Source organism: Embleya sp. NPDC008237 (assembly GCF_042956465.1).
Lineage (GTDB): Bacteria > Actinomycetota > Actinomycetes > Streptomycetales > Streptomycetaceae > Embleya.
Genome location: NZ_JBIBGL010000032.1, coordinates 46117 through 65985 on the forward strand (window position 1 = coordinate 46117; position 19869 = coordinate 65985).

Genomic DNA, 19869 nt, shown 5'->3' on the forward strand with positions numbered 1-19869 from the left:
CGACGCGCAAGGTCTCGCCTCGGCGAAAAGCGCCGTGCACGAGCACGACGGCGGGTGTCAGGCCGACTCGAACGCGCAGCGCAGGAAGCCGGTCGCCTGGGTGATCGCGGCCTCGGCGGCGTGGGTGCCGCGCAGCGCGTCGAGCATCACGAAGTCGTGGATGATGCCGTGGTAGCGGACCGCGGTGACCTCGACGCCGGCCGCGCGCAGCTTGTTGGCGTAGGCCTCCCCCTCGTCGCGCAGCACGTCGGCTTCGCCGGTGATGACCAGGGCCTGGGGAAGACCGGCCAACTGCTCCTCGGTGGCCCGCAGCGGGCTCGCGGTGATCTCGGCGCGCTGCGCCGGGTCGGTCGTGTACTGGTCCCAGAACCACTGCATGCCGTCGCGGCGCAGGAAGTAGCCCTCGGCGAACCGGTGGTAGGACGGGGTGTCGAAGTTCGCGTCGGTGACCGGGTAGAACAGCACCTGGGCGAGCAGCGGGACACCGCCGCGCTCCTTGGCCATCAGGGTCAGCGCCGCGGTCATGTTGCCGCCGACGCTGTCGCCGGCCACGGCCATGCGCGCGGCGTCCAGGTTCTTGGCCGCCCCCTCGGTGACGACCCACCGTGCGACCGCGAAGTTCTGCTCGATGGCGACCGGGTAGCGCGCTTCCGGCGAGAGGCTGTAGTCGGGGAAGACGACTGCCGCCCCGGTGCCGACCGCGAGTTCGCGGACCAGACGGTCGTGCGTGTGCGCGTTGCCGAACACCCACCCGGCGCCGTGGATGTACAGGATCACCGGAAGCGGGCCGACGGCCCCGGCCGGACGGACGATGCGCACGCCGACGCCGCCGGTCGGGCCGCCCGGAACCTCCACCCACTCCTCGTCGATTGCGAGCTTCGGGGTGTCACCCGACTGCACCTCGTCCACCGCCTTGCGCCCGGCCTCGGGTCCCAGGTCGAACAGGTACGGCGGGTTGGCGGTGGCCTCGACGAATGCCTGTGCCGCGGGCTCCAGGACCGGCTTGGGGCCGGCCGCGCTGTCGTCGTACATAAGGGCTCTCCTTCGCGTTTCGCAAATATCGGATGGTGCCTTCACATTAGGCAGTGAAGGCCTTTCGGCTTGACCATCGACGCACCGCATCGGGATGGTCCGTGCACGGTCAGTGGCCGTGGCCGAGGGAACGTGCGGCGCGCAGGATCAGGTCCGTGACGGGCTCGGGATCGCTCACGGACACGGCATGCGGTGCGCGTACGGTGACGGTGTGCGCGTTGGCACGCTCGGCCATCCAGCGCTCGGCGGCCGGTGGGATGTTGCGGTCCTCGGTGGCCACGAGGTACCAGCTGGGGATCTTCTTCCACGCGGCGGCGGTGGCCGGCTCCTGGAGTGCGGCCAGGGTGATCGGTCGTTGTCCCGCCGCCATGACCCGGGCGGTCCGCAGCGGAACACCGGCCGCGAACTGCTCGTGGAACAGTTCCTGCCTGATCACCAGTTCCTCCCCCTGCCCACCGCCGGGCAGGGGGTACTGCCGGGTGACGGTCGCCTGTCCCAGGGTGCCGCCGGGGAACTTGTCGCTGAGGTGCAGTGCGCTCTCCCCGACCTCGGGGACGAACGCGGCGATGTAGACCAGGGCCTCGACCTGCGGGGCGTCGGCGGCGGCCTGGCTGATGACCGCTCCGCCGTAGGAGTGCCCCACCAGCACGATCGGTCCGGTGACGCTGTCCAGAACGCTGCGGATGTAGGCGGCGTCGCTCGCCAGTCCGCGCAGCGGCAGGGCCGGCGCGAGCACACGGTGGCCGTGCCGCTGCAGGCGCTCGATCACCGTGCTCCAACTGGAGGCGTCGGCGAACGCGCCGTGGATCAGGACGACGGTGGGTGTGCCCGGGCGCCCGTGCGGCTTGCCCGAACGGTCGGCAGCCGCTGCCGGCGTCGAGGACGCGGCGCCCGCGGCGCCCAGGGCGGCGGCGCCGGCCACGAGGGACGCCGTCAGGGTACGACGAGAGATCGGTGAGTTCATCGTTCGCTTCTCCGCAAAAAGGGGTGGGGAGTGTGTGCGCCGGCCCGGACGGGCGGGGGGTTGCCGGTCAGTCGGAGGTGGCGCGGACGGCTTCCTCGATCAGATCGACGACCCGGCCGGGGTGGGAGAGCATCACCAGGTGGGACGAGTCGACCTCGACGGTGGTCATGCCGGCCCGCTCGTAGCCGTAGCGCTCCACGTCGGGGTTGATGGTGTGGTCGGAGGAGGCGACCAGGCCCCACGAGGGCTTGGTCTTCCACGCGGCGGCCGGGGCTGCCTCGGCGAAGGCCTGCGCGGCGAGCGGGCGCTGGGAGACCGCGAGGACGGCGGCGAGGCGGGAGTCGACGTCGGCGGCGAAGATGGCCGGGAACCGATCCGGCCGAACCGACACGTCGGTGCCGGTCGAGCCCTCGACCGGGAAGGGCGTGTAGACCAGGGCCTCGGCCAGGTCGGAGTCCGGGAACCGGCCCTGCAGTTCGCCGAGGCTCTCGCCCGCCTCCAAGGCGTAACCGGCCAGGTAGACCAGTGCCTTGACGTTGTCCTCGGTGCCGGCGACCGTGATGACGGCACCACCGTACGAGTGGCCCACCAGGACGACCGGGCCGGGTATCTGCCGCACGACCGAGGCGACATAGGCGGCGTCACCGATCAGGCTGCGGTTGGGGACGGCGGGGGCGACCACATCCAGCCCCCGGGCGATCAGCCGGGGAATGACCTCGGCGTAGCTGGATGCGTCGGCGAAGGCACCGTGTACGAGGACGACGGTCGGCTTGTCGGAAGACATGGGAAAGCTCCGCATTGGCGTCATGGGGGTATGCGCGGCCGGCTGTGGGCGACGGTGGTCGTCCCGGGGGGCGATTCCGTCGCCGGACGCGCATCGTGTCGAACGGATACCGCCGGCACACGGGGAACTCTAGGAACCACGAGCGGGGGCGGTTTATCCGTCCGTGCCCCGACCTTGGTCTGTCCGTGCCCACGTAGGGCACGCGGCTCGACCCGGGCGCCCCGGGAAAACGCACATGCTCAGGCCCGTTGCCCGTAGCCTCTGCGCGTGACGCTCATGAAGCAAATATGTGGGCGCCTGGCGCTCCTGTGCGCAGTGGTGGCCGTGGTCGTCGGCAATCTGCCGCTCTTCCTCCTCCCGCCCAAGGGCGCGATGTTGTATCCGGCCGTCGCGGCGCTGCTGTTCGCCGTCGCCTGGGCCGCGTTGTCCGCGGCCGACCAGCGCGGCATCGCGCGGGTGGACCTCGACAAGCCGGACACTCCCCGCGCGGCGCTTCCCAATTCCGCCTGGCCGGTACGCGTCGGCCTCGCGATCGTCGTCGGCCTCGGCAGCGGTGCCGCGCTGATCCAGATGATCGGACCCGACGGCGAGTACGGGCGCCGCGTGGCCGAGGTCCGCGAGGCCGGCGGCGGGCGCCACACCCTGCCCATCGACACCGTCGTCGGCACGGCGCGCCGAACCGGCACGAGCATCAACGAGCAGGACCAGTACGCCGCCACGGTCACCGTCACCGTGCCGTTCACCGACGGCCCGCGCAGCGTCACCGTGCCGGGCGTGCGCACGCTCGACCCACCCGCCCGGGGCCGCGCCGCACATCTGGTCTACGCCGCCGGCCACCCGGAACTCGGCGTCCACGACGACCCGTTCGGTTTCTTCGACACCACCTTCCCGATGATCTTCATATGGGCGTTCACCGGCATCCTCACGCTCGTCCTCGCCGGCGGCCTCACCACCGCGAACACCGGCCGCCTGCGGGTCTTCCATCCGCGTGTGCACCTGCCGGCCATGCTGATCCTCGGCGCAGGCGGCGCGTTGCTGCTGCCTCTCGTACTCGGCCACCCGGACGGCTGGACGGACGTCCTCCTCGCCATCCCGGCCGCCGCGGCGCCCTGGGCCGCCGCGGCGTGGGTGATCGTGAAACTCGTGCGACTGCACGGCGCGGACACGGTATTCGCGCCCGCCCGCTTCGATGCCTGAGCCGCGACGCCGCCCGAGCACGGGAGTTCCGCGAACGTGCTCGAACCGCGCCGCCCTCAGCGGGACGGCTTCGCGGCGAGGTAGTCCTCCCAGGTCCGGACGCCCACCGCGTTCTCCGGCGTGACCAGTCCCCCGGCGCGGAACCCGGCGCCCGCCTTGCCCGGAACGCGCACGGGCAGGATCCAGCGCCGCCTGCCGACCGCCTTCAGCCAGGAGCGTGCCAGGTCCGTCGCCCCGTAGACCCGCGGTCCACCCATGTCCGCGACCCGCCCGGCGGGCGCGCCCTGGGCCAACTCGACCAGTCGGTCCGCCACTTCACCCGGGTCGACGGGCTGGCACACGGTCTTGGACGGCACCGGGACGACGGGCGCCTTCGACAACACGCCGAACGCCGTGTCGAGCAACGCGGGGAACTGCGTCGCGCGCAGATTGCTCCACGGGATGCCGGACTCCGCGAGCAGCCGCTCACCCTCGACCTTGATCTTGTAGTAGGAGTACGGGATGCGGTCGACACCGACGATCGAGATGTTCACGATGTGCCCGACCCCGGCCCGCTTCGCGGCGTCCAGCAGGAACCGCCAGCCCGGGATGTCGTGCTTCGGCTTCCGGGTGTCCGACGCGCAGTGGATGATCGTCGCGACACCGTCGAACGCGGCGTCCAGTCCCTCGCCGCTTTCCAGGTCGGCGGTCACCCAGGTCACCCCCGGGTCGTCCGGGAGCGTCGTCCTGCGGGTCATCGCACGCACGGGCAGGCCGGTCCGCCGCGCCCGGTCCAGCACCTCGCGCCCGAGTACACCGGTCGCACCCGTCACCAGGATCACGTTCTCGCCCATCGTTCCTCCTCGCTACGGGGACGCCGCGCCACCGCGACGCCGCCCTCGTCAGCAAGGAACCGGACGGCTACGCGTTATGTGACAACTCCCGGCATTGTTCTCCGAGGAATTTCAGCTTCTCCGGATTCCGGATGATCCGCACGCCTGCGATGCCTTCCGCGCCGACTTCCACCACGGCTGCGGTGGTGAGCACCCCGCTCTCCCAGCCCAGCAGCGCCGCGTCGCCGTTGACCTCGGCGAAGCCGAACTCCGTCCCGGACGAGAAGCGCTCCACCAGACCCATGAGGAACCGGGCCACCTTGGCGCGGCCGGAGACCGGGCGCGTCGCCGCGGAGACCTTGCCGCCGCCGTCGGACCACGCCACGACGTCGTCCGCGAGGAGTGACTCCAGTTGTTCGAGCGCTCCCTCGGCCGCCGCGGTGAGGAAGCGCGCCAGCAGGTCGGATCGCAGCGCCGCGGGAGCCTCGAAACGCGGGCGCCCGGACGCCAGGTGTTGCCTGGCCCGCCGGTACGTCTGCCGGGAATTGGCCTCCGGCCAGTCCAGCACCTCGGCGATCTCCCGATGGCTGTACTCGAACGCGTCGCGCAGTACCACGACCGCCCGCTCCGGCGGCGACAGCCGCTCCAGCATCACGAGCATCGCCATCGACACCGCGTCCCGCTGCTCGGCGGTCTCCAACGGCCCGAGCGCCCCCGCGTCGGTCCGCACCGGCTCGGGCAACCACGGTCCGACGTACTCCTCGCGTCGCGCCCGCGCCGACGTCAGCCGGTTGAGGCACAGGTTCGTCAGCACCTTGGCCAACCAGGCCCCCGGCGCGTCGATGTGCCCGCGATCGGTCGCGTGCCAGCGCAGGTATGCGTCCTGGACCGCGTCCTCGGCCTCCGCCGCCGACCCCAGCATCCGGTAGGCGATCCCGAACAGCCGCCCCCGTTCCGCCTCGAACTCCGCGGTGGGGTCGGGATACGCGTCAGCCGTCACGAAACCCACCGTACAAGTCCCGCACGGCCCCGCCGGGCACCACCCCGGCGGGGTCCGCGGGCGTCGGATCCGGTGGTCGCCGGGGCCTCGCTCGGGAGAGCGTTTCGCATCCCCCGAGCGAGAAACCGATCGCCTACACCTCGACGAGCAGCTTCCCCCGGTTGTCCGCTCTGTTCACGTACAGGCCCGCGTATGCCCGCGGGATGTTGTCGAAACCGTGGTGCACGGTCTGGTCGTAGGTGATCTCACCCCGACGGATGGGGCCGCCCAGGTCGTGATGGAGGGCGGCGAAATCCTCTTCGGTGTACCAGTCCAGGGCGTAGATGCCGCGGATCGTGGTCCGCGGGCGCATGATCAGCTCCAGCAGACGCGGGCCCACCCGGTCGCCGCCGACGGTGGAGTCCCACTGCCACGACACCGCCACCTGGCTGTACCGGTTGAGCATGGTGAACACCGCGTCGGTGATCGCGCCGCCCATGTTGTCGAAGTACTTGTCGACACCGTCCGGCGCGGCCTCCCGCATGGCCGCGCGCACCTGTGCGGCGTCGTGCTCCCGGGTGTAGTGGATCACGTGGTCGAAGCCCAGCGCCTCGAGGTACGCCGCCTTCTCCGGGGTGCCGGTGGTGCCGATCACGCGGGCACCGGCACGCTTGGCCAGTTGACCGACGAGGGACCCGATGGTGCCCGTCGCGCCGCTGACCACGACCGTGTCGCCGGGCTCGACGGTGAAGAACTTGGTCATCGTCCCCCAGGCGGTCAGGCCGGGAATTCCCATGACACCCAACGCCGTCGTGATCGGCAGCACGTCGTCATGGCGCTCCGGGTGGAGCTTGCGGAAGGGCGCGACATCGAAGGGGAACAACCCGGTGTCCCACACGTAGGCCCGTCCGTCGCTGACGACATGGGTGCGCCAGCCGCCGAATCCCTCCACCAGGTCGCCGGGCCGAAAGGAGGCGTCCGGCCCGGCGTCGAGCACCTCCATGATCGACAGCCCAGGGGCGTGATCCCCCAGCGGAGTCACCTGGCCGAGGCCGTTCAGGAAGGGGTCGACGGAGACGTAGCGCGTCTTGAGGAGCATCTGGTCGTCCGCGAGCCGGACGTCGACGTCCTCGATCACCTTCTCGTACATGCGGTCGACGTCGGGCACGCCCTCGGCGTGCTCGCGTACCACCCATTTCTCAACCTTCATGTCTGACCGGTCCGTCCGTGATGGGAATGATGACGTGGGTCGGTGGTGGTGCGCTGTCGTCGACGTCGGCGGTGAATTCCCTGCCGTCGTCACGACAGATGAACTGCACGACGTGGCGTCCCGCCGCGGCGGCCCGGATCAGCCCGCCGGTGGTGGCCCACACGCCGGAGAGGTAGAAGTTCGCCAGGCCCGGAAGAGTCGGTCCGTTCTTCTTGATCTCTTCTTCCATGGTCTCGCCGCCCTCCACGAACGGCTGCCAGCCGAGCACCGTCCCGTCGTAGTTGCCGGTGTAGCGGACCTGGGTGAGCGGGGTGGACAGGTCGCGTACCGCGATCGCGTCCCTCAGTCCGGGGTACCGCTCGTCCAGGAACGTCACCAGGGCGTCCCGCACCTGATGCTTGGCTGCGTAGTAGTCCCGCCCGTGGCGCAGCGGGAGGGTGTGCACCTTCCGTCCCCGGTGCCGGCGGGTGTTCTGCTCCGGCCGGCCTTCGTTCAGGGCGCGCCAGGGAGCGGTGTCGGAGAAGTAGGTGGCGTAGACGACCGTGGTCGCCTCCGGTGACAGTTCCGGGTAATGCCTGCTGCGGAACTGCACGTTGACACTCGCGTGGCGCAGGCCGGTCAGCTTCGCCGCCAGGGCCTGGTCCAACAGGTGGGTGGTGCACGGCTCGCTCTGCGGGAAGGCGCGTCGGAGACCGAGGAACAACATCACGTATCCGGGGAAGATCATGCCCGGCTCGTCGATGGTGCTCGTGTACAGGCGCCGGTAGTTGTCGTTGAGGTAGCGGCCGCCCAGGAAGCGCATCGTCGTGGTGTGGCCGTCGCAGGCCGACACGACGATGTCCGAGCGGAACTCGCGTCCGTCGCTGAGCCGTACCCCCACCGCCCGGTCGTTCTCGACCAGTACCTCTTCGACCTTGGCGTCGTAGGTCACTTCACCGCCCAGCCGCCGGTAGCGCTGCTCGATCGACTTCGCCAGCCCGAGGGAGCCGCCCTCGGGAACGCCGGCGGACAGGTTGGCGTGCGAGGCGAGTTGGAAGTAGAACGGCAACACCGGGAACGCGGCGTGCTTCTCGTAGAGGATGAAGTTGAACGCCTCCCGGAGCAGCGGATCCTTGAACCTGGCCGAGTAGTCCGTCATCAGTGTCGTGATCGACTTGCGGATGACGTTGACGTAGGGAAGGAACGAGGCCAGCATGCGCCAGCGTTCGAACCGGCCCATCAGGCCGACCGGCTTGAGAAAGGGGTAGACGGCCAGGCACTTGCGGAACGCCCGCAGGCCGGCGCAGAAATCCCGGATCAGCCTGGCGTCGGCGGGCGAGAGCTCCAGCAGATGGCGCTCCAGACGGTCCGGGTCCGAGTAGAAGTAGACCGCTCTGCCGTCTCGGCCGCGCACGATGTTGAAGACGTCGAAGTGGCGCATCTGCTTGCCCTGCAAGGCGCCGAGTTCGAGCCAGATCCGGTGCATCTCGTTGCCCGGACCGTTGCCCAGGAGCCAGCTGATGCAGCAGTCGAAGGTGAAATCGCCGCGGTCCCAGGCGGTGCAGCAGCCACCGGGGAGTTCGTGCATCTCGAGGATGTGGGTCCGGTAGCCGTTCATCTGCGCGTAGCAACCGGTGGACAGGCCGCCGAGACCGGCCCCGATGATGATCATCGACTCTCTGCTGTATCGCGATCGCGACATGGTCCAGGGACTCCTCAGACGTCCAGTCGGGGCAGCCGGCCCAGCTTGCCGCGATGCCAGGGTTCCGCCGCGGGGCTGTCCCATGCCTTGAAGTCGAGCCCCAGCTCCTCGCACAGGAACTGTGCGGCGAAGCGGCCCGCCGATGCGGCGCGGATCAGGCCGCCACCGCCGATCCATTGGCCGGTCATGGAGAAGCCGCGCAGACCCGGCAGCCGCATACGATCCCGGTTGACCAGCTTGTTCGCCAGGTCTTCGGCTTCGGTGAAGGATTTCCAGGCGAGGATGCTGCCGTTGAAGTTGCCGGTGTAGCGAAGGGTCGTGGCGGGTGTGGCCACGTCCATCACCTCGACACGTTCGCCGATACCCGGATGATGCCGATCCAGGAAGTCGCGGACGAAGTCGGCGACCTTGGCCTTGCGCGCGCGGTACTGCCTGCGATCGGTGGTGCGCAGGGTCTTCCAGTAGGCGAAGTCGCTGAAGTAGGTGCAGTGGATCACCGACCTGCCCGGTGGCGCGAAGGAGTCGCAATAGCGGGAACGCATTTGCACCACGATGCTCTTCTGCTGCACGGCGGGCAGTTCGGCGCTGTCTCGGGGGGACAGCAGATAGGTGGTGCTGTGCGGCGCGTCGGGGACGTCGCCGACCAGGCCGACGAACGTGGAGACCACGCCCGGATACACGAGTTCGGGCTTGTGCAGGGTCTCGGTGTAGAGGGTGTCGATCGTCGGGTTGGTGTACCGCCCGCCCAGCAGACCGTGGATCGTGGTGTAGCCGTCGCAGGCCGAGACGACGTGGTCGGCGTACTGCCTGGTGCCGTCCTTGAGTTCCACGCCGATCGCGCGGCCCTGTTCGACGAGGATTTCGGCGACGCGGGCACGATAGGTGATCCGGCCGCCCAGCGAGGTGTAGCGCTCCTCGATGGAACGCGACAGGCCCAGCGATCCGCCCTGCGGGAAGCCGGCGTTGCCGTGGTAGGCGCCGGCCATGTTGAACAGGTAGGGCAGCAGGGGGAAGACCTCGTGGTCCTGGAAGAAGATGTAGGGAAAGGCACGGCGCAGGAGCGGGTCCTGGAACCTGCCGCAGAAGGACTCCATGGTGGTGGCGGAGGTGCGCCAGAGCAGGGCGAAGCGCGGCAGGACGGTGCGCAGTGTGCCGAGCCTCTCGCGCATCGTCCGCAACGGAGGCGCGGTCAGGAAGGGGTGGTGGTTGAAGTCGATGAACCGCCGCAGGTCGCGGCAGAAGGCACGGATGGGCCGTGCGTCGGCCGGCGAGATCTCCAGGAGGTGCCGCTCCAGCCGGTCGGGGTGGTTGTAGAACGTCACCGACCGCCCGTCCTCGTCGACGATCCGGTTGAACATCTCGAAGTTGGTGACCGACTTGCCGTCGAGAGCGCCGAGTTCGCGCCAGATCCGGGCCGCGTCGTTGCCGGAGCCCGTGCCGATCAGCCACTCGATGCAGTAGTCGAAGAGGTAGCCGTCACGCCCCCAGGCGGTGCAGCAGCCGCCGGGCAGGACGTGTTTTTCGAGGATGCGTGTCTGCATCCCGCTCATCTGCGCGTAGCAGCCGGTGGCCATGCCGCCGACACCCGCGCCGATGATGAGCACCCGGGGCTTGGCGCCCGGGGCTTGGCCCAGGGCGGTCCAGTCCGGCTCGCTGTCACCCGTCATCGAGGATCGACCCCGTCGGTACGTGGTCGCAGGGGGTGCGGGAGCGGCTCCTGGTGCGTCAGCACGGTGGTGTCGGCCCTCCGGCTCCGGTCAGAATGGCGCGCACCAGGTCGGTGTTGGCAGGAAGGTGGTCCGGGTCGAGCATGTCGGCGTGTACGCCGGACCCCCGGAGAACCGCCGTGCGCGTGGTCGAACTCTCGTGCCATGTGCCCTCTCGGCCGGCAGCGTAGAACTCCGCCTTGTGCTCGTCGGAGATCACGCTGACCGGAGCCGCCACCGTCCCGGCGTTGGGGGTGCGTCCGCAGAAGTCGATGTACTCCCGGGCCTGTTCGAGCGTCTCCTTGGTGACGGTCTCCGAGCCGGTGTGCTTGCGCAGGTGCTCTCGGAGCTCGCGCTCGAAGGCTTCGCGGTGCTCGTCGGTCGGCGAGAAGGACGTGTGGATGCGATAGGAGTCGATGATGATCACGTGCGCGACCTCGCGTTTGCGCCGCTCCAGTTCCTTGGCCACCTCGAAGGCGAGGTTGCCGCCGAGCGAGTAGCCCAGCAGGACACAGGGACCCTCGGGTTGGAGCGACTCGATCAGGTCGGTGTAGCGCTCGGTCTTGTCGTCACCGTGCAGGTGGTTGAACGCGGTCAGGCGGTACTCCGGCAGGTGCACGGCGAACTGCCGGTAGACCAGCCCGTGTCCGCCGGCCGGCGGCAGGCAGAAGAGCCGGGGCCCGTCGCCGTCGTTGAACCGGAGGTAGGGCCGCTCGTCGGTGATCAGGCCGGTGTCGATCCGCTCCACGGCCGTGGCCATGCCGTGCAGGGTGGTGATCCGGAAGAGTTCACTCACGGGCACGGTGATGCCGAACTCCTCCTGGAGTCGGTGGATCAGCTCGATCAGCTTGATCGAGCTGCCGCCGAGTTCGAAGAAGTCGTCCCGGAGGCCCACCCGTTCCCGACCGAGCAGGGTCGTCCAGTGCTCCGCCATCCGCAGCTCGTAGTGCGTCGACGGCGGGTCCGGCGCCTCGTGCCGCTCGTCGAACCGCGGCGGCGGCAGCGCGGCCGGATCGACCTTGCCGTTCGACGACAGGGGCAGCGCGGGCAGTTCGACGAGGTGCGTCGGGATCATGAACGTCGGCAGGTACTCGGCGAGATGCCGGCGAAGCGCGCGCTGGTCCAGCGGCACACCGGCCACCGGAACGCAGTAGGCGCACAGCACGGCTTCGCCCTGGGGGTCGTGGCGTACGGTCACCACCACCTGGTCCAGGTCGGGCCACGTGGCCAGCCGCGCTTCGATCTCACCGAGTTCGACCCGGTGGCCGCGCACCTTGATCTGCGCGTCGGTGCGGCCGAGCAGTTGCACGCAGCCGTCGGTCGTCCAGCAGGCGAGGTCGCCGGTGCGGTACAGCCGTACCGGGCGCGCATCGCACTCGGTGCTCAGGGTCAGGGTGACGAAGCGCTGCGCGGTCTGCTCCGGGTCGCCCACGTAGCCGGCGGCCACGCCGTCGCCGCCGATCCACAGTTCGCCCGGCACACCCGGTGGCACCGGTTCGCCGTGCCCGTCCAGGATGTAGAGGGCACTGTTGGGGAACGGTCGCCCGATCGGCACGATCCGACTCGGCTCCAGCGCGTCGGTCGGGCCTTCGAAGCAGGTGCTGTCGATGGTCGCCTCGGTGAGCCCGTAGGAGTTGACCAGGCGCGTCCGCGGGCCGCACAGACCGCGAAGGCGGCGGTACTCCTCGACCTTCCACGTGTCCGAGCCGACGATGAGCAGTCGCATGAAGTCCAGTCGCCGGCCCCGGCTTTCGCAATGGCGCATCAGGGCGCGCACGACCGCAGGCACGAATTCGCCGCAGTCGACCCGCTCGGCGAGCATCGTCTCGTACAGGCGAGCCGTGTTGAACAGCAGGTCACGGCCGACCAGCACCAGCGTGCCGCCGGAGCACAGCGCACGGACCAGGTCGCCGGTGAAGACGTCGAACGAGGGGTTCGCCGGCTGGAGATGAACGCGGACGTCGGTGTCGAGCCGGTATTCCTCGCGCCATCCGCCGTACACCGAGGCGAGGTTGCGATGGCTGACCCGGACGGCCTTGGGCCGCCCGGTCGAGCCGGAGGTGTAAATGACGTACGCGGGGGTTTCCGGGTCGACCGGGGCAGCCGGCTCCGAGCCGGCGACGGGTGCGCGGTGGAGCTCGTCCAGGGTCAGCACCTCGGCGCCTGCCGAAGTCGACGGCTCCCATCCGCCCTCGTCCTCGACGACGACCAGCGAGGCCCCGGCGTTGCGCACCATGTAGGCGAGCCGATCGGCGGGATACCCGGGATCCAGCGGCAGGTACGCGCCGCCCGCTCGAAGGACCGCGAGCAGCGTGACGATCAAGGCCGGTGTCTTGTCCAGACAGAGCGCCACCACCGTGCCCTCGCGCACGCCCAGCCCGCGCAATCGTTGGGCGAGAGCGGCGGATTCCGCCTCGACCTCGGCGTACGTCATCCGCCGCCCGGCACCCGCCTCCTGCGGGGCCGACACGGCGACCGCCTCGGGCCGGGCGGCCGCCGCGCGGCGGAACAGCTCGTGCACGGGCACGTCGTGGGCGGTTCGGCGCCCGACCCCGCTCCACTCACCGATGATGCGCTCGCGCTCGGAGGCGTCGAGCATGGGCAGCCGGGTCGCCGGGTGGGCCGGCGGTTTTTGCGTCAGGGCATTCAGCAGATTGACGTAGTGCGCGGCCATCCGCCGCATCGTCTCGTGCCGGAAGAGGTCGGTGTTGTACTTGAACACGCAGTGGAAGCGGTGCTCGGCCTCGTCCTCGTAGGCCGACAGCGTCAGGTCGAACTGACCTTCCTCCTCCGGGAGTTCGATGTACTCCAGGCGGTAGCCGTACTGCTCGGTGGCGACCTTGTGGGTGAGCAGGATGAACATCGCCTGGAACACCGCAGAGCGGCTCGGATCGTGCCGCAGACCGAGTTCTTCGACCAGCAGGACGAACGGGTACTCCTGGTTGTCCAGGGCGCCCAGAACGGTGTCGCGCACCTGTGCCAGGAGTTCGGCGATGGACGCCTCGCCGGCAAGGTCCGCGTGCAGCGGAAGCGGGTTGACGAAGTACCCGTAGACGGAGCCGAAGTCCTCGTGGGTACGGCCCGTCACGGGGCTGCCGACGATGACGTCGTCCTGTCCGCTGTAGCGGTGCAGCAGCAGGTAGTAGGCGCTCAGCAGCACCATGAACACGGTCACGTTGTGCTCGCGCGCCAGCGCGTGCACGCGTGAGCTCAGGTCCTCGTCGAGTACGAAGAACTCGGAGGCGCCGTTGTGGGTCTGCACGGCGGGGCGGGGCCCGTCGGTGGGCAGGTTGAGGACGGGCACCTCCGCCGGCAGCCGGCTTCGCCAGTAGTCCAGCATCCGCTGCGCGTCGGGGCGGGCCAGGAACCGGTTCTGCCGATTGAGGAAGTCGAGGTAGCGGGCCGGAACCGGCGGCAGCTCGGCGGGGCGGCCGTGCCGAAGTCCTTCGTAGACCGCGAGCAGTTCCTCGATGAAGGTGAAGGTGGAGATCGCGTCGGAGACGACGTGATGGACCGCCTTCATGATCACCCAGCGCTCCCGCTCACGCTTGAACAGCCGGAAGCGCACCAGCGGGTCGCGTTCGAGGTCGTACGGCTTGCGGTACTCGCGGATGATCATCCGCCGGATGTCGTCCCATTCCCGGTCCTGCACGTCGAACACGCCGAAGTCGGGCGTGATCCGCTCCGAGATCCGCTGCACCGGCTGCCGGTCGTGCATGACGAGGTTGGCGCGCAGGAGCGGATGGCGTTCGATCATGGCGGTGAAGGCGGCGAGCATCAGTTCGGGGTCGAGCTCGACGCGCACCTCGACCGCACCGCCGATGTTGTACGCGAAACCGTCCGGATTGAGCTGCTTGAGGAACCACAGCGCCTTCTGGTTGTGCGTCAACGGGAACTGCCGGTCGTCGTCGTACAGTTCGACCTCCACGTCGCCGGCTTCCGCCGTGTTCGTGGCGGGCAGGTCGACCAGTCCGGCGTGTACCTGCGCGACCAGTTCGGCCACCGACGCGTTGCCGAGCAGGGCCACCACCGGCAGCGCGACCCCCAATTCCGCGTTGATCCGGGCGCGCAATTCCATCGCGAGCAGCGAGTCGAGTCCGAGCGCGCCCAGCGTGTCGGCCGGGCCGACGCCCTGCGCGTTCATCCGCAGCACGCCCGCCACCAGCGCGGTGAAGCGTTCGGTCAACATCCGCGCGCGTTCCTCGGCGCCGGCGGCGCGGAAGGTGTCGAGGAAGGTGTCGTCCTCGGCGGCGGTGTGCCGATCGCTCGCCACGGCCAGTTCGGCGACCAGCCGCGGCGGCGACGGGTACCAGGCCAGGAAGGTCGGCCAGTCGACGACGGTGGCGACCAGCAACTGGGCGCGGTCCTGGCCGATGACCCGTTCCAGCACCGCCATGCCGGTGTCCGGGGACAGCGAATTCATCCCGCGGCTGGTGCGGTAGTGCTCCACCAGCCCGAGTTCCTCGATCATGCCGGTCGCCCACGGACCCCAGTTGACGCTCAGCGCCGGCAGACCGTGGCTGCGGCGGTGGTGCGCGAGCGCGTCCAGGAAGGCGTTGCCGGCCGCGTAGTTGGTCTGTCCGGCGGTGGTGAGCAGCGAGGCGATCGACGAGAACAGCACGAAGTGTTCGAGCGGTTCGTCGCGCAGCAGGTGGTGCAGCAGCAGCCCACCCACCGCTTTGGGGTCGTATGCGCTGTGGAAGACGTTCCGATCCATGCCCGGCAGCAGTGCGTCGCGTACCTGTCCGGCAAGGTGGAACACCCCGCGAATCGGCGGTGAGTCGGTGTGCCGGTGATGGGCCAGCCACGCGGCCAGGGCGCCCTCGTCGGTGATGTCCAGCGTCACCGGCACGGGGTGGGCTCCGAGCGCTTCGAGCTCCTTGACGAAGCGTACGTTCCGGCCGGCCGCGGTATCGGGGTCGCTCTCGTGCCACCGCTCGCGTTCGGGCAGGGCCGTGCGGCCGATCAGGATCAGTCGGCGTGCCCCACGCTTGACGAGCGTGCGGCACAGCAGCCGGCCGAGAGCGCCGAAGGCGCCGGTCACCAGGTACGTGCCGTCCGCGCGCAGGCGCAGCGGCAGCGGGCGGGTGAGACCGGTGGCGGGCGCCAGTCGGCTGGTGTACCGGCGGTCGCCGCGCAGGGCGATCTCGTCCTCGTCGTGGACCGACACTTCGCGCAACAGCGCCGCGGCCTCGGCTCGGCGTGCCTCGGCATCGTCCGCCAGGGCCGGGTCGAGGTCGATGAGCTTGCCCGGGCGGGCGGTCGGCTCCTGTTGCCGCAGCACTCGGCCGATGCCCCAGGCCGGCGCGGCCGGCGGCTCGACCGCGTCACCCGGTACCACGGCCTGCGTTCCGCGGGTGACGATGTGCAGCCCGGCGTCCGGCAGTTCGCGGGACAGCGCCTGAGCAAGCGTGATCAGCGAGTAGGTGCCGGTATCGGTGTCGGCCTGCCGTTGGGACGCGCGCGGGTCGAGGGTCTGCCGGTCGGTCGCGGCGAACCGCGGCAGGTCGAGGTTCCACAGGTGCGCGACGTTGCCGGGCAACGCGCCCGCAACCTCGCGCAGATCCGCGAAGAGCCGCGTCAGATCCTCGGCGGAGCCCGGCGCGACCGTCCACGCGTGTCCCTCGTCCGCCCTGCGGTAGCCACTGCCCGGACGGACCAGCCGGCAGCGCCCGCCGACCGCGGCCACCGCGGCCGCGAATGCGTCGGCGACACCCTGCGCGTCGGCGAACACCAGCCAGTCGTGGGCCACTTCGCGGTCGGCCGTGCTCTCGCTCGGGTCGAGCGGCCGGTCGACCCAGGTCACGTCGGCGAGCCAGCCGTCGATGGTGTTCAGGCCGACCGTGGTCGCCGCCCGCTCGACGTCGCCCGCGCGGAAGCCGCTGACCAGGCCGAGCGGCACACCGCTGTCGGCGTACAGGGCGATGTCCCCGACGAGTTCGCCGGCGCCGCGTTTCCGGACCGTCGCGTGTGCCCACAGCGGCTGGTCGCCGACGGGGTCGATGCGTACCTCGTCGATCGACAGCGGCAGCAGGACGGCGTCGTCCCGTTCGTCCGCGCCTGCGGGACCCGGCCGCAGCGTCAGGAGGGTCTGGAAGCAGGCGTCGAGCAACACCGGATGCACATGGTGGCGGGCGGCGTCGTCGCCGAGCGGCGCGGTCGGACGGATCCGGGCCAGCGCCTCGTCGGGGCCGGTCCACACCTGCTCGATGCCCTGGAACGCGGGCCCGTAGTGATAGCCCCGGGCGGCCAGCGCCGCGTAGCATTCGCCGTTGTCGAGCCCAATGGTGCTGCGTGCCCGGATCGCGTCGGCATCGAGTGTCCCGCCGAGTCGGCGGCGCTGCCCGGCTCGTACGATCCCGCTCGCATGCACGGCCGGCTCCCGGCCGTCGCCCGTGATGCCGGCGACGGTGAACGCGGCGCCCTCGCGCGCGAAGGACAGTTGCACGGTCGCGGACTCGCCGTCGGGCAGGAACAGGGCCTTGCGCAGTTCGATATCGGCCAGGGTGGCGTCGGTACCGCCGGTCATGGCACGCACCGCCTGTGCGGCCATCTCCAGGTATCCCGCCGCGGGGAACACCACGTTGCCCTGGATGCGGTGGTCGCCCAGGTAGGGCGCCGTCTCGACGTCGAGCCTGGCCTCCCACGTGGGTTCGGCATGAGACGTGCGACGGCCCAGCAGCGGGTGGTCGAGCCGGCCGAGCCGGATCTGTTCCACCGGGCGGGGCTCGGTCCAGTAACGGTCCCGCCTGAAGGGATAGGGCGGCAGCGCCACCGGCCGGCCGGTGGGCTGCAGCACGTCCCAGGCGATCTCGAATCCCAGGTTGTGCAACGCGGCCAGCGACCCGGTGAAGCACTCGGGTTCGTCCCGTCCGCGGCGGATCGAGGGCAGCGTCCGCGCCTCGACCTCACGGGCGGCGAGGCACTCCCGGATCGCGTGGCCGAGTACGGGGTGCGGGCCGATCTCCAGGAAGACGCCGTAGCCGTCCTCGGCCAGACGGTCGACCGCGGCGCGGAAGTGCACGCTGCCCCGGACGTTCTCCCACCAGTAGCCGGCGTCCAGTTCGGTGCCGTGTGCGGTGCCCTCGCGGCCGGTCGTGTACACCGGGATCTGCGCGGCCTGCGGCTTCAGATCCGCGAGCGAGGACAGCAGTTCGTCCTTGATCGGGGCCATCCGCGCGCTGTGGTAAGGCACTTGCACGGTGAGAAATTTGGCGAAGACCTGTTCGGCGTGCAGTTCGTCGGCGAGTTGCCCCAGTGCGTCCCGGTCACCCGCGAGGGTGACCGAGGTCGGGCTGTTGAACGCGGCCGGCGACACCCGGTCGCCGTACGGCCGCAACCGGCGCATCGCCTCGGCGGCGGGCAGGCTCACCGCGAGCATGGTGCCGGTTCCCACCAGTCGTTGCTGGAGACGGCTGCGGTGCACGGCGATCGCGACCGCGTCCCGGAGGCTGTAGACGCCGGCTTCGTGGAAGGCCGCGATCTCGCCGGTGCTGTGCCCGACGACGGCGTCGGGCCGCACTCCGTGCGCGCGCCACAGCGCGGCGAGGCCGACCTGCAGGGCGAAGTTGGCCGGTTGGGCCAGCCAGGGCTCGGCGATCCGGGAATCGGCTTCGTCGGCGGCGAGTTCCTCGACCAGCGACCAGCCGGTGAGTTCGGCGATCTCGCGGTCGCACTGCTCGACCGCCTCGCGGTAGACCGGTCGGCTTTCGAACAGCTGACGCCCCATCGCCCACCACTGCGGCCCCATCCCGGTGAACACCCAGACCAGGCGTCGCCCCAGCCCGTCCCGACTCCGGTCCGCGAGCACCCGGGGGTGCTCCTCGTGCCGCAGGTACGCGTCCAGGGCCTCCTCCAGCGACGCGCGCGACGAGTACACGACGGACAGCCGCGACTCCAGGTGCTGGCGACGGTGCGCCAACGTGTGGCCGAGGTCGGCCGGCGACACGCGCGAGCCGTCGGCGCCGACGCCCGCGAGTTCCTGCCGGATCGCCGCGGCCAGTTCCGGCAGCGCGGCCGGGTCCCGCGCGGTCAACGGCAGGATCGTGCAGGTCCCGGGCGCGTCGGCCTCGTCGCCGCTCTGCCGCGCCGGCGCCTTCGGCGCTTCCTCCAGCACCACGTGCGCGTTGGTGCCGCCGAAGCCGAACGCGTTCACCCCGGCTCGGGCCGGTCCCTGGTGTTCCGGCCACTCGGTCGGCTCGGTCGGGATCTCGAACGGCAGCGACGCGAGGTCGATGGCGGGGTTGATCCGCTCCAGGTTGATGTGCGGCGGGATCACCCGGTGCTCGAGGCACAGAACGGTCTTGATCAGTCCGGCGATCCCGGCGGCCGATTCGGTGTGTCCGATGTTCGGCTTGACCGAGCCGACGTAGCACCTGTTCCCCGGCTCGCGCCCGATCGACAGGGCCCGGCCCAGCGCCGCCGCCTCGATCGGGTCGCCGACCGGCGTCGAGGTGCCGTGCGCCTCGACGTATTGCAGATCGCCGGGGGTGATGCCGGCCTCGGCGCAAACCCGCTCGATGAGCGCCACCTGGGCATCCGGGCTGGGCACGGTGATACCGCTCGTGCGGCCGTCCTGGTTGACCCCGCTGCCGACGATCACCGCATGGACCGGGTCGCCGTCGCGCAGGGCATCCTCCAGGCGCTTGAGCACGACCAGGCCGACACCCTCGGCGCGCACGTAGCCGTTCGCCGAGGCGTCGAAGGTGCACGACCGGCCGTCGGGGGACAGGAAGCCGCCCTTGGTCTCGGCGATGGTGTACTGCGGGGCCATGTGCAGCAGCGTGCCGCCGGCGAGCGCGAGGCTGCTCTCGCCGCGCAGCAGGCTCCGACATGCCAGGTCGACGGCGACCAGGGAGGAGCTGCACGCGGTGTCGACGGAGAGGCTGGGGCCGCGGAAGTCGAAGCAGTGCGAGATGCGGTTCGACACCATGGTCATCATGGTGCCGGTGGCGGTGTGTGCGGCCAGCGTCTCGAAGCCGAGGTCGGCGAACTGCAGGATCTTGTAGTCGAGGGTGAACGCGCCGACGAACACGCCGACTTCACTGCCCGCCAGTTCGGCGGGACGTTGGCCGCCGTCCTCGAGTGCCTCCCAGGCGACCTCCAGCAGTTTGCGCTGCTGGGGATCCATGTGCTCCGCTTCGCGCGGGCTGATGCCGAAGAACGCCGGATCGAAGGTGTCGAACCCGTCGATGTAGCCGCCACGACCGCCCACCAACCGCCCGGACTTGGCGGTGTCTCGGCTGAGCAGCGTCCCGAGGTCGTACCGGTCGGCCGGGGTGGGCGTGATGCAGTCCCTGCCCTCGATCACGTTCCGCCAGTACGTCCGGTGATCGCACGCGCCGCCCGGCAGCCGGCAACCGATACCGATGACCGCGATCTTCTCGCGGCGGCCGGCGTTCGTCGTAACTGTCATGGTCACAAACATCCGTGGGTCGTGGTCCGGTGCGCGGCATCGCGGACACAGGCGACCGCCCGTCGTCACTGCGACGGGCGGTCGCGTGC

10 protein-coding genes are annotated in these 19869 nt (G+C 70.3%); 1 reads left to right on the top strand and 9 read right to left on the bottom strand.

The annotated features are described in order from the left end of the window. Positions 1-57: 57 nt before the first annotated feature. The 3 genes from ACFZBU_RS45595 to ACFZBU_RS45605 all read right to left on the bottom strand — a co-directional run bounded on the left by ACFZBU_RS45595 (position 58) and on the right by ACFZBU_RS45605 (position 2780). Positions 58-1032: an alpha/beta hydrolase gene (locus ACFZBU_RS45595; protein WP_391589732.1), complete on the bottom strand. Its 975-nt coding sequence runs from the start codon at positions 1030-1032 to the stop codon at positions 58-60. Between the two features lie 109 nt (positions 1033-1141). Further along, positions 1142-1996: an alpha/beta fold hydrolase gene (locus ACFZBU_RS45600; RefSeq protein WP_391589733.1), complete on the bottom strand. Its 855-nt coding sequence runs from the start codon at positions 1994-1996 to the stop codon at positions 1142-1144. 67 nt (positions 1997-2063) lie between these two features. Next, the gene (locus ACFZBU_RS45605; protein ID WP_391589734.1) at positions 2064-2780 is read right to left on the bottom strand and encodes an alpha/beta fold hydrolase; all 717 of its coding nucleotides are present in this window, start codon (positions 2778-2780) and stop codon (positions 2064-2066) included. 267 nt (positions 2781-3047) lie between these two features. Between ACFZBU_RS45605 and ACFZBU_RS45610 the strand changes: the two genes are divergently transcribed. Then, positions 3048-3977 (top strand): hypothetical protein, encoded by a 930-nt coding sequence (locus tag ACFZBU_RS45610; RefSeq protein ID WP_391589735.1) that lies wholly within the window; start codon positions 3048-3050, stop codon positions 3975-3977. A 56-nt stretch (positions 3978-4033) separates the two neighbouring features. Here the strand turns inward: ACFZBU_RS45610 and ACFZBU_RS45615 are convergent, their stop codons facing one another. The 6 genes from ACFZBU_RS45615 to ACFZBU_RS45640 form a co-directional block, all read right to left on the bottom strand. Beyond that, on the bottom strand, positions 4034-4810 hold the full coding sequence (locus tag ACFZBU_RS45615) for an SDR family oxidoreductase (protein ID WP_391589736.1): 777 nt from the start codon (positions 4808-4810) through the stop codon (positions 4034-4036). Between the two features lie 67 nt (positions 4811-4877). After that, positions 4878-5798: an RNA polymerase sigma-70 factor gene (locus ACFZBU_RS45620; protein WP_391589737.1), complete on the bottom strand. Its 921-nt coding sequence runs from the start codon at positions 5796-5798 to the stop codon at positions 4878-4880. Between the two features lie 124 nt (positions 5799-5922). Further along, positions 5923-6978 (bottom strand): zinc-binding dehydrogenase, encoded by a 1056-nt coding sequence (locus tag ACFZBU_RS45625; protein ID WP_391589738.1) that lies wholly within the window; start codon positions 6976-6978, stop codon positions 5923-5925. After that, positions 6968-8629: a phytoene desaturase family protein gene (locus ACFZBU_RS45630; protein WP_391589749.1), complete on the bottom strand. Its 1662-nt coding sequence runs from the start codon at positions 8627-8629 to the stop codon at positions 6968-6970. The genes ACFZBU_RS45625 and ACFZBU_RS45630 overlap by 11 nt, the downstream gene beginning before the upstream one ends. A gap of 44 nt (positions 8630-8673) precedes the next feature. Further along, on the bottom strand, positions 8674-10326 hold the full coding sequence (locus ACFZBU_RS45635) for a phytoene desaturase family protein (RefSeq protein ID WP_391589739.1): 1653 nt from the start codon (positions 10324-10326) through the stop codon (positions 8674-8676). 58 nt (positions 10327-10384) lie between these two features. Then, positions 10385-19780 carry an amino acid adenylation domain-containing protein gene (locus ACFZBU_RS45640; RefSeq protein ID WP_391589740.1) on the bottom strand — a complete coding sequence of 3132 codons (9396 nt, stop codon included), beginning with the start codon at positions 19778-19780 and terminating at the stop codon, positions 10385-10387. Positions 19781-19869 lie beyond the last annotated feature (89 nt).

Bases quoted from the DNA above. Each gene is read 5' to 3' on its own strand.
- ACFZBU_RS45595 (WP_391589732.1), bottom strand. From the start codon at position 1,032: ATGTACGACGACAGCGCGGCCGGCCCCAAGCCGGTCCTGGAGCCCGCG.
- ACFZBU_RS45600 (WP_391589733.1), bottom strand. From the start codon at position 1,996: ATGAACTCACCGATCTCTCGTCGTACCCTGACGGCGTCCCTCGTGGCC.
- ACFZBU_RS45605 (WP_391589734.1), bottom strand. From the start codon at position 2,780: ATGTCTTCCGACAAGCCGACCGTCGTCCTCGTACACGGTGCCTTCGCC.
- ACFZBU_RS45615 (WP_391589736.1), bottom strand. From the start codon at position 4,810: ATGGGCGAGAACGTGATCCTGGTGACGGGTGCGACCGGTGTACTCGGG.
- ACFZBU_RS45625 (WP_391589738.1), bottom strand. From the start codon at position 6,978: ATGAAGGTTGAGAAATGGGTGGTACGCGAGCACGCCGAGGGCGTGCCC.
- ACFZBU_RS45630 (WP_391589749.1), bottom strand. From the start codon at position 8,629: ATGATCATCATCGGGGCCGGTCTCGGCGGCCTGTCCACCGGTTGCTAC.
- ACFZBU_RS45635 (WP_391589739.1), bottom strand. From the start codon at position 10,326: ATGACGGGTGACAGCGAGCCGGACTGGACCGCCCTGGGCCAAGCCCCG.
- ACFZBU_RS45640 (WP_391589740.1), bottom strand. From the start codon at position 19,780: ATGACAGTTACGACGAACGCCGGCCGCCGCGAGAAGATCGCGGTCATC.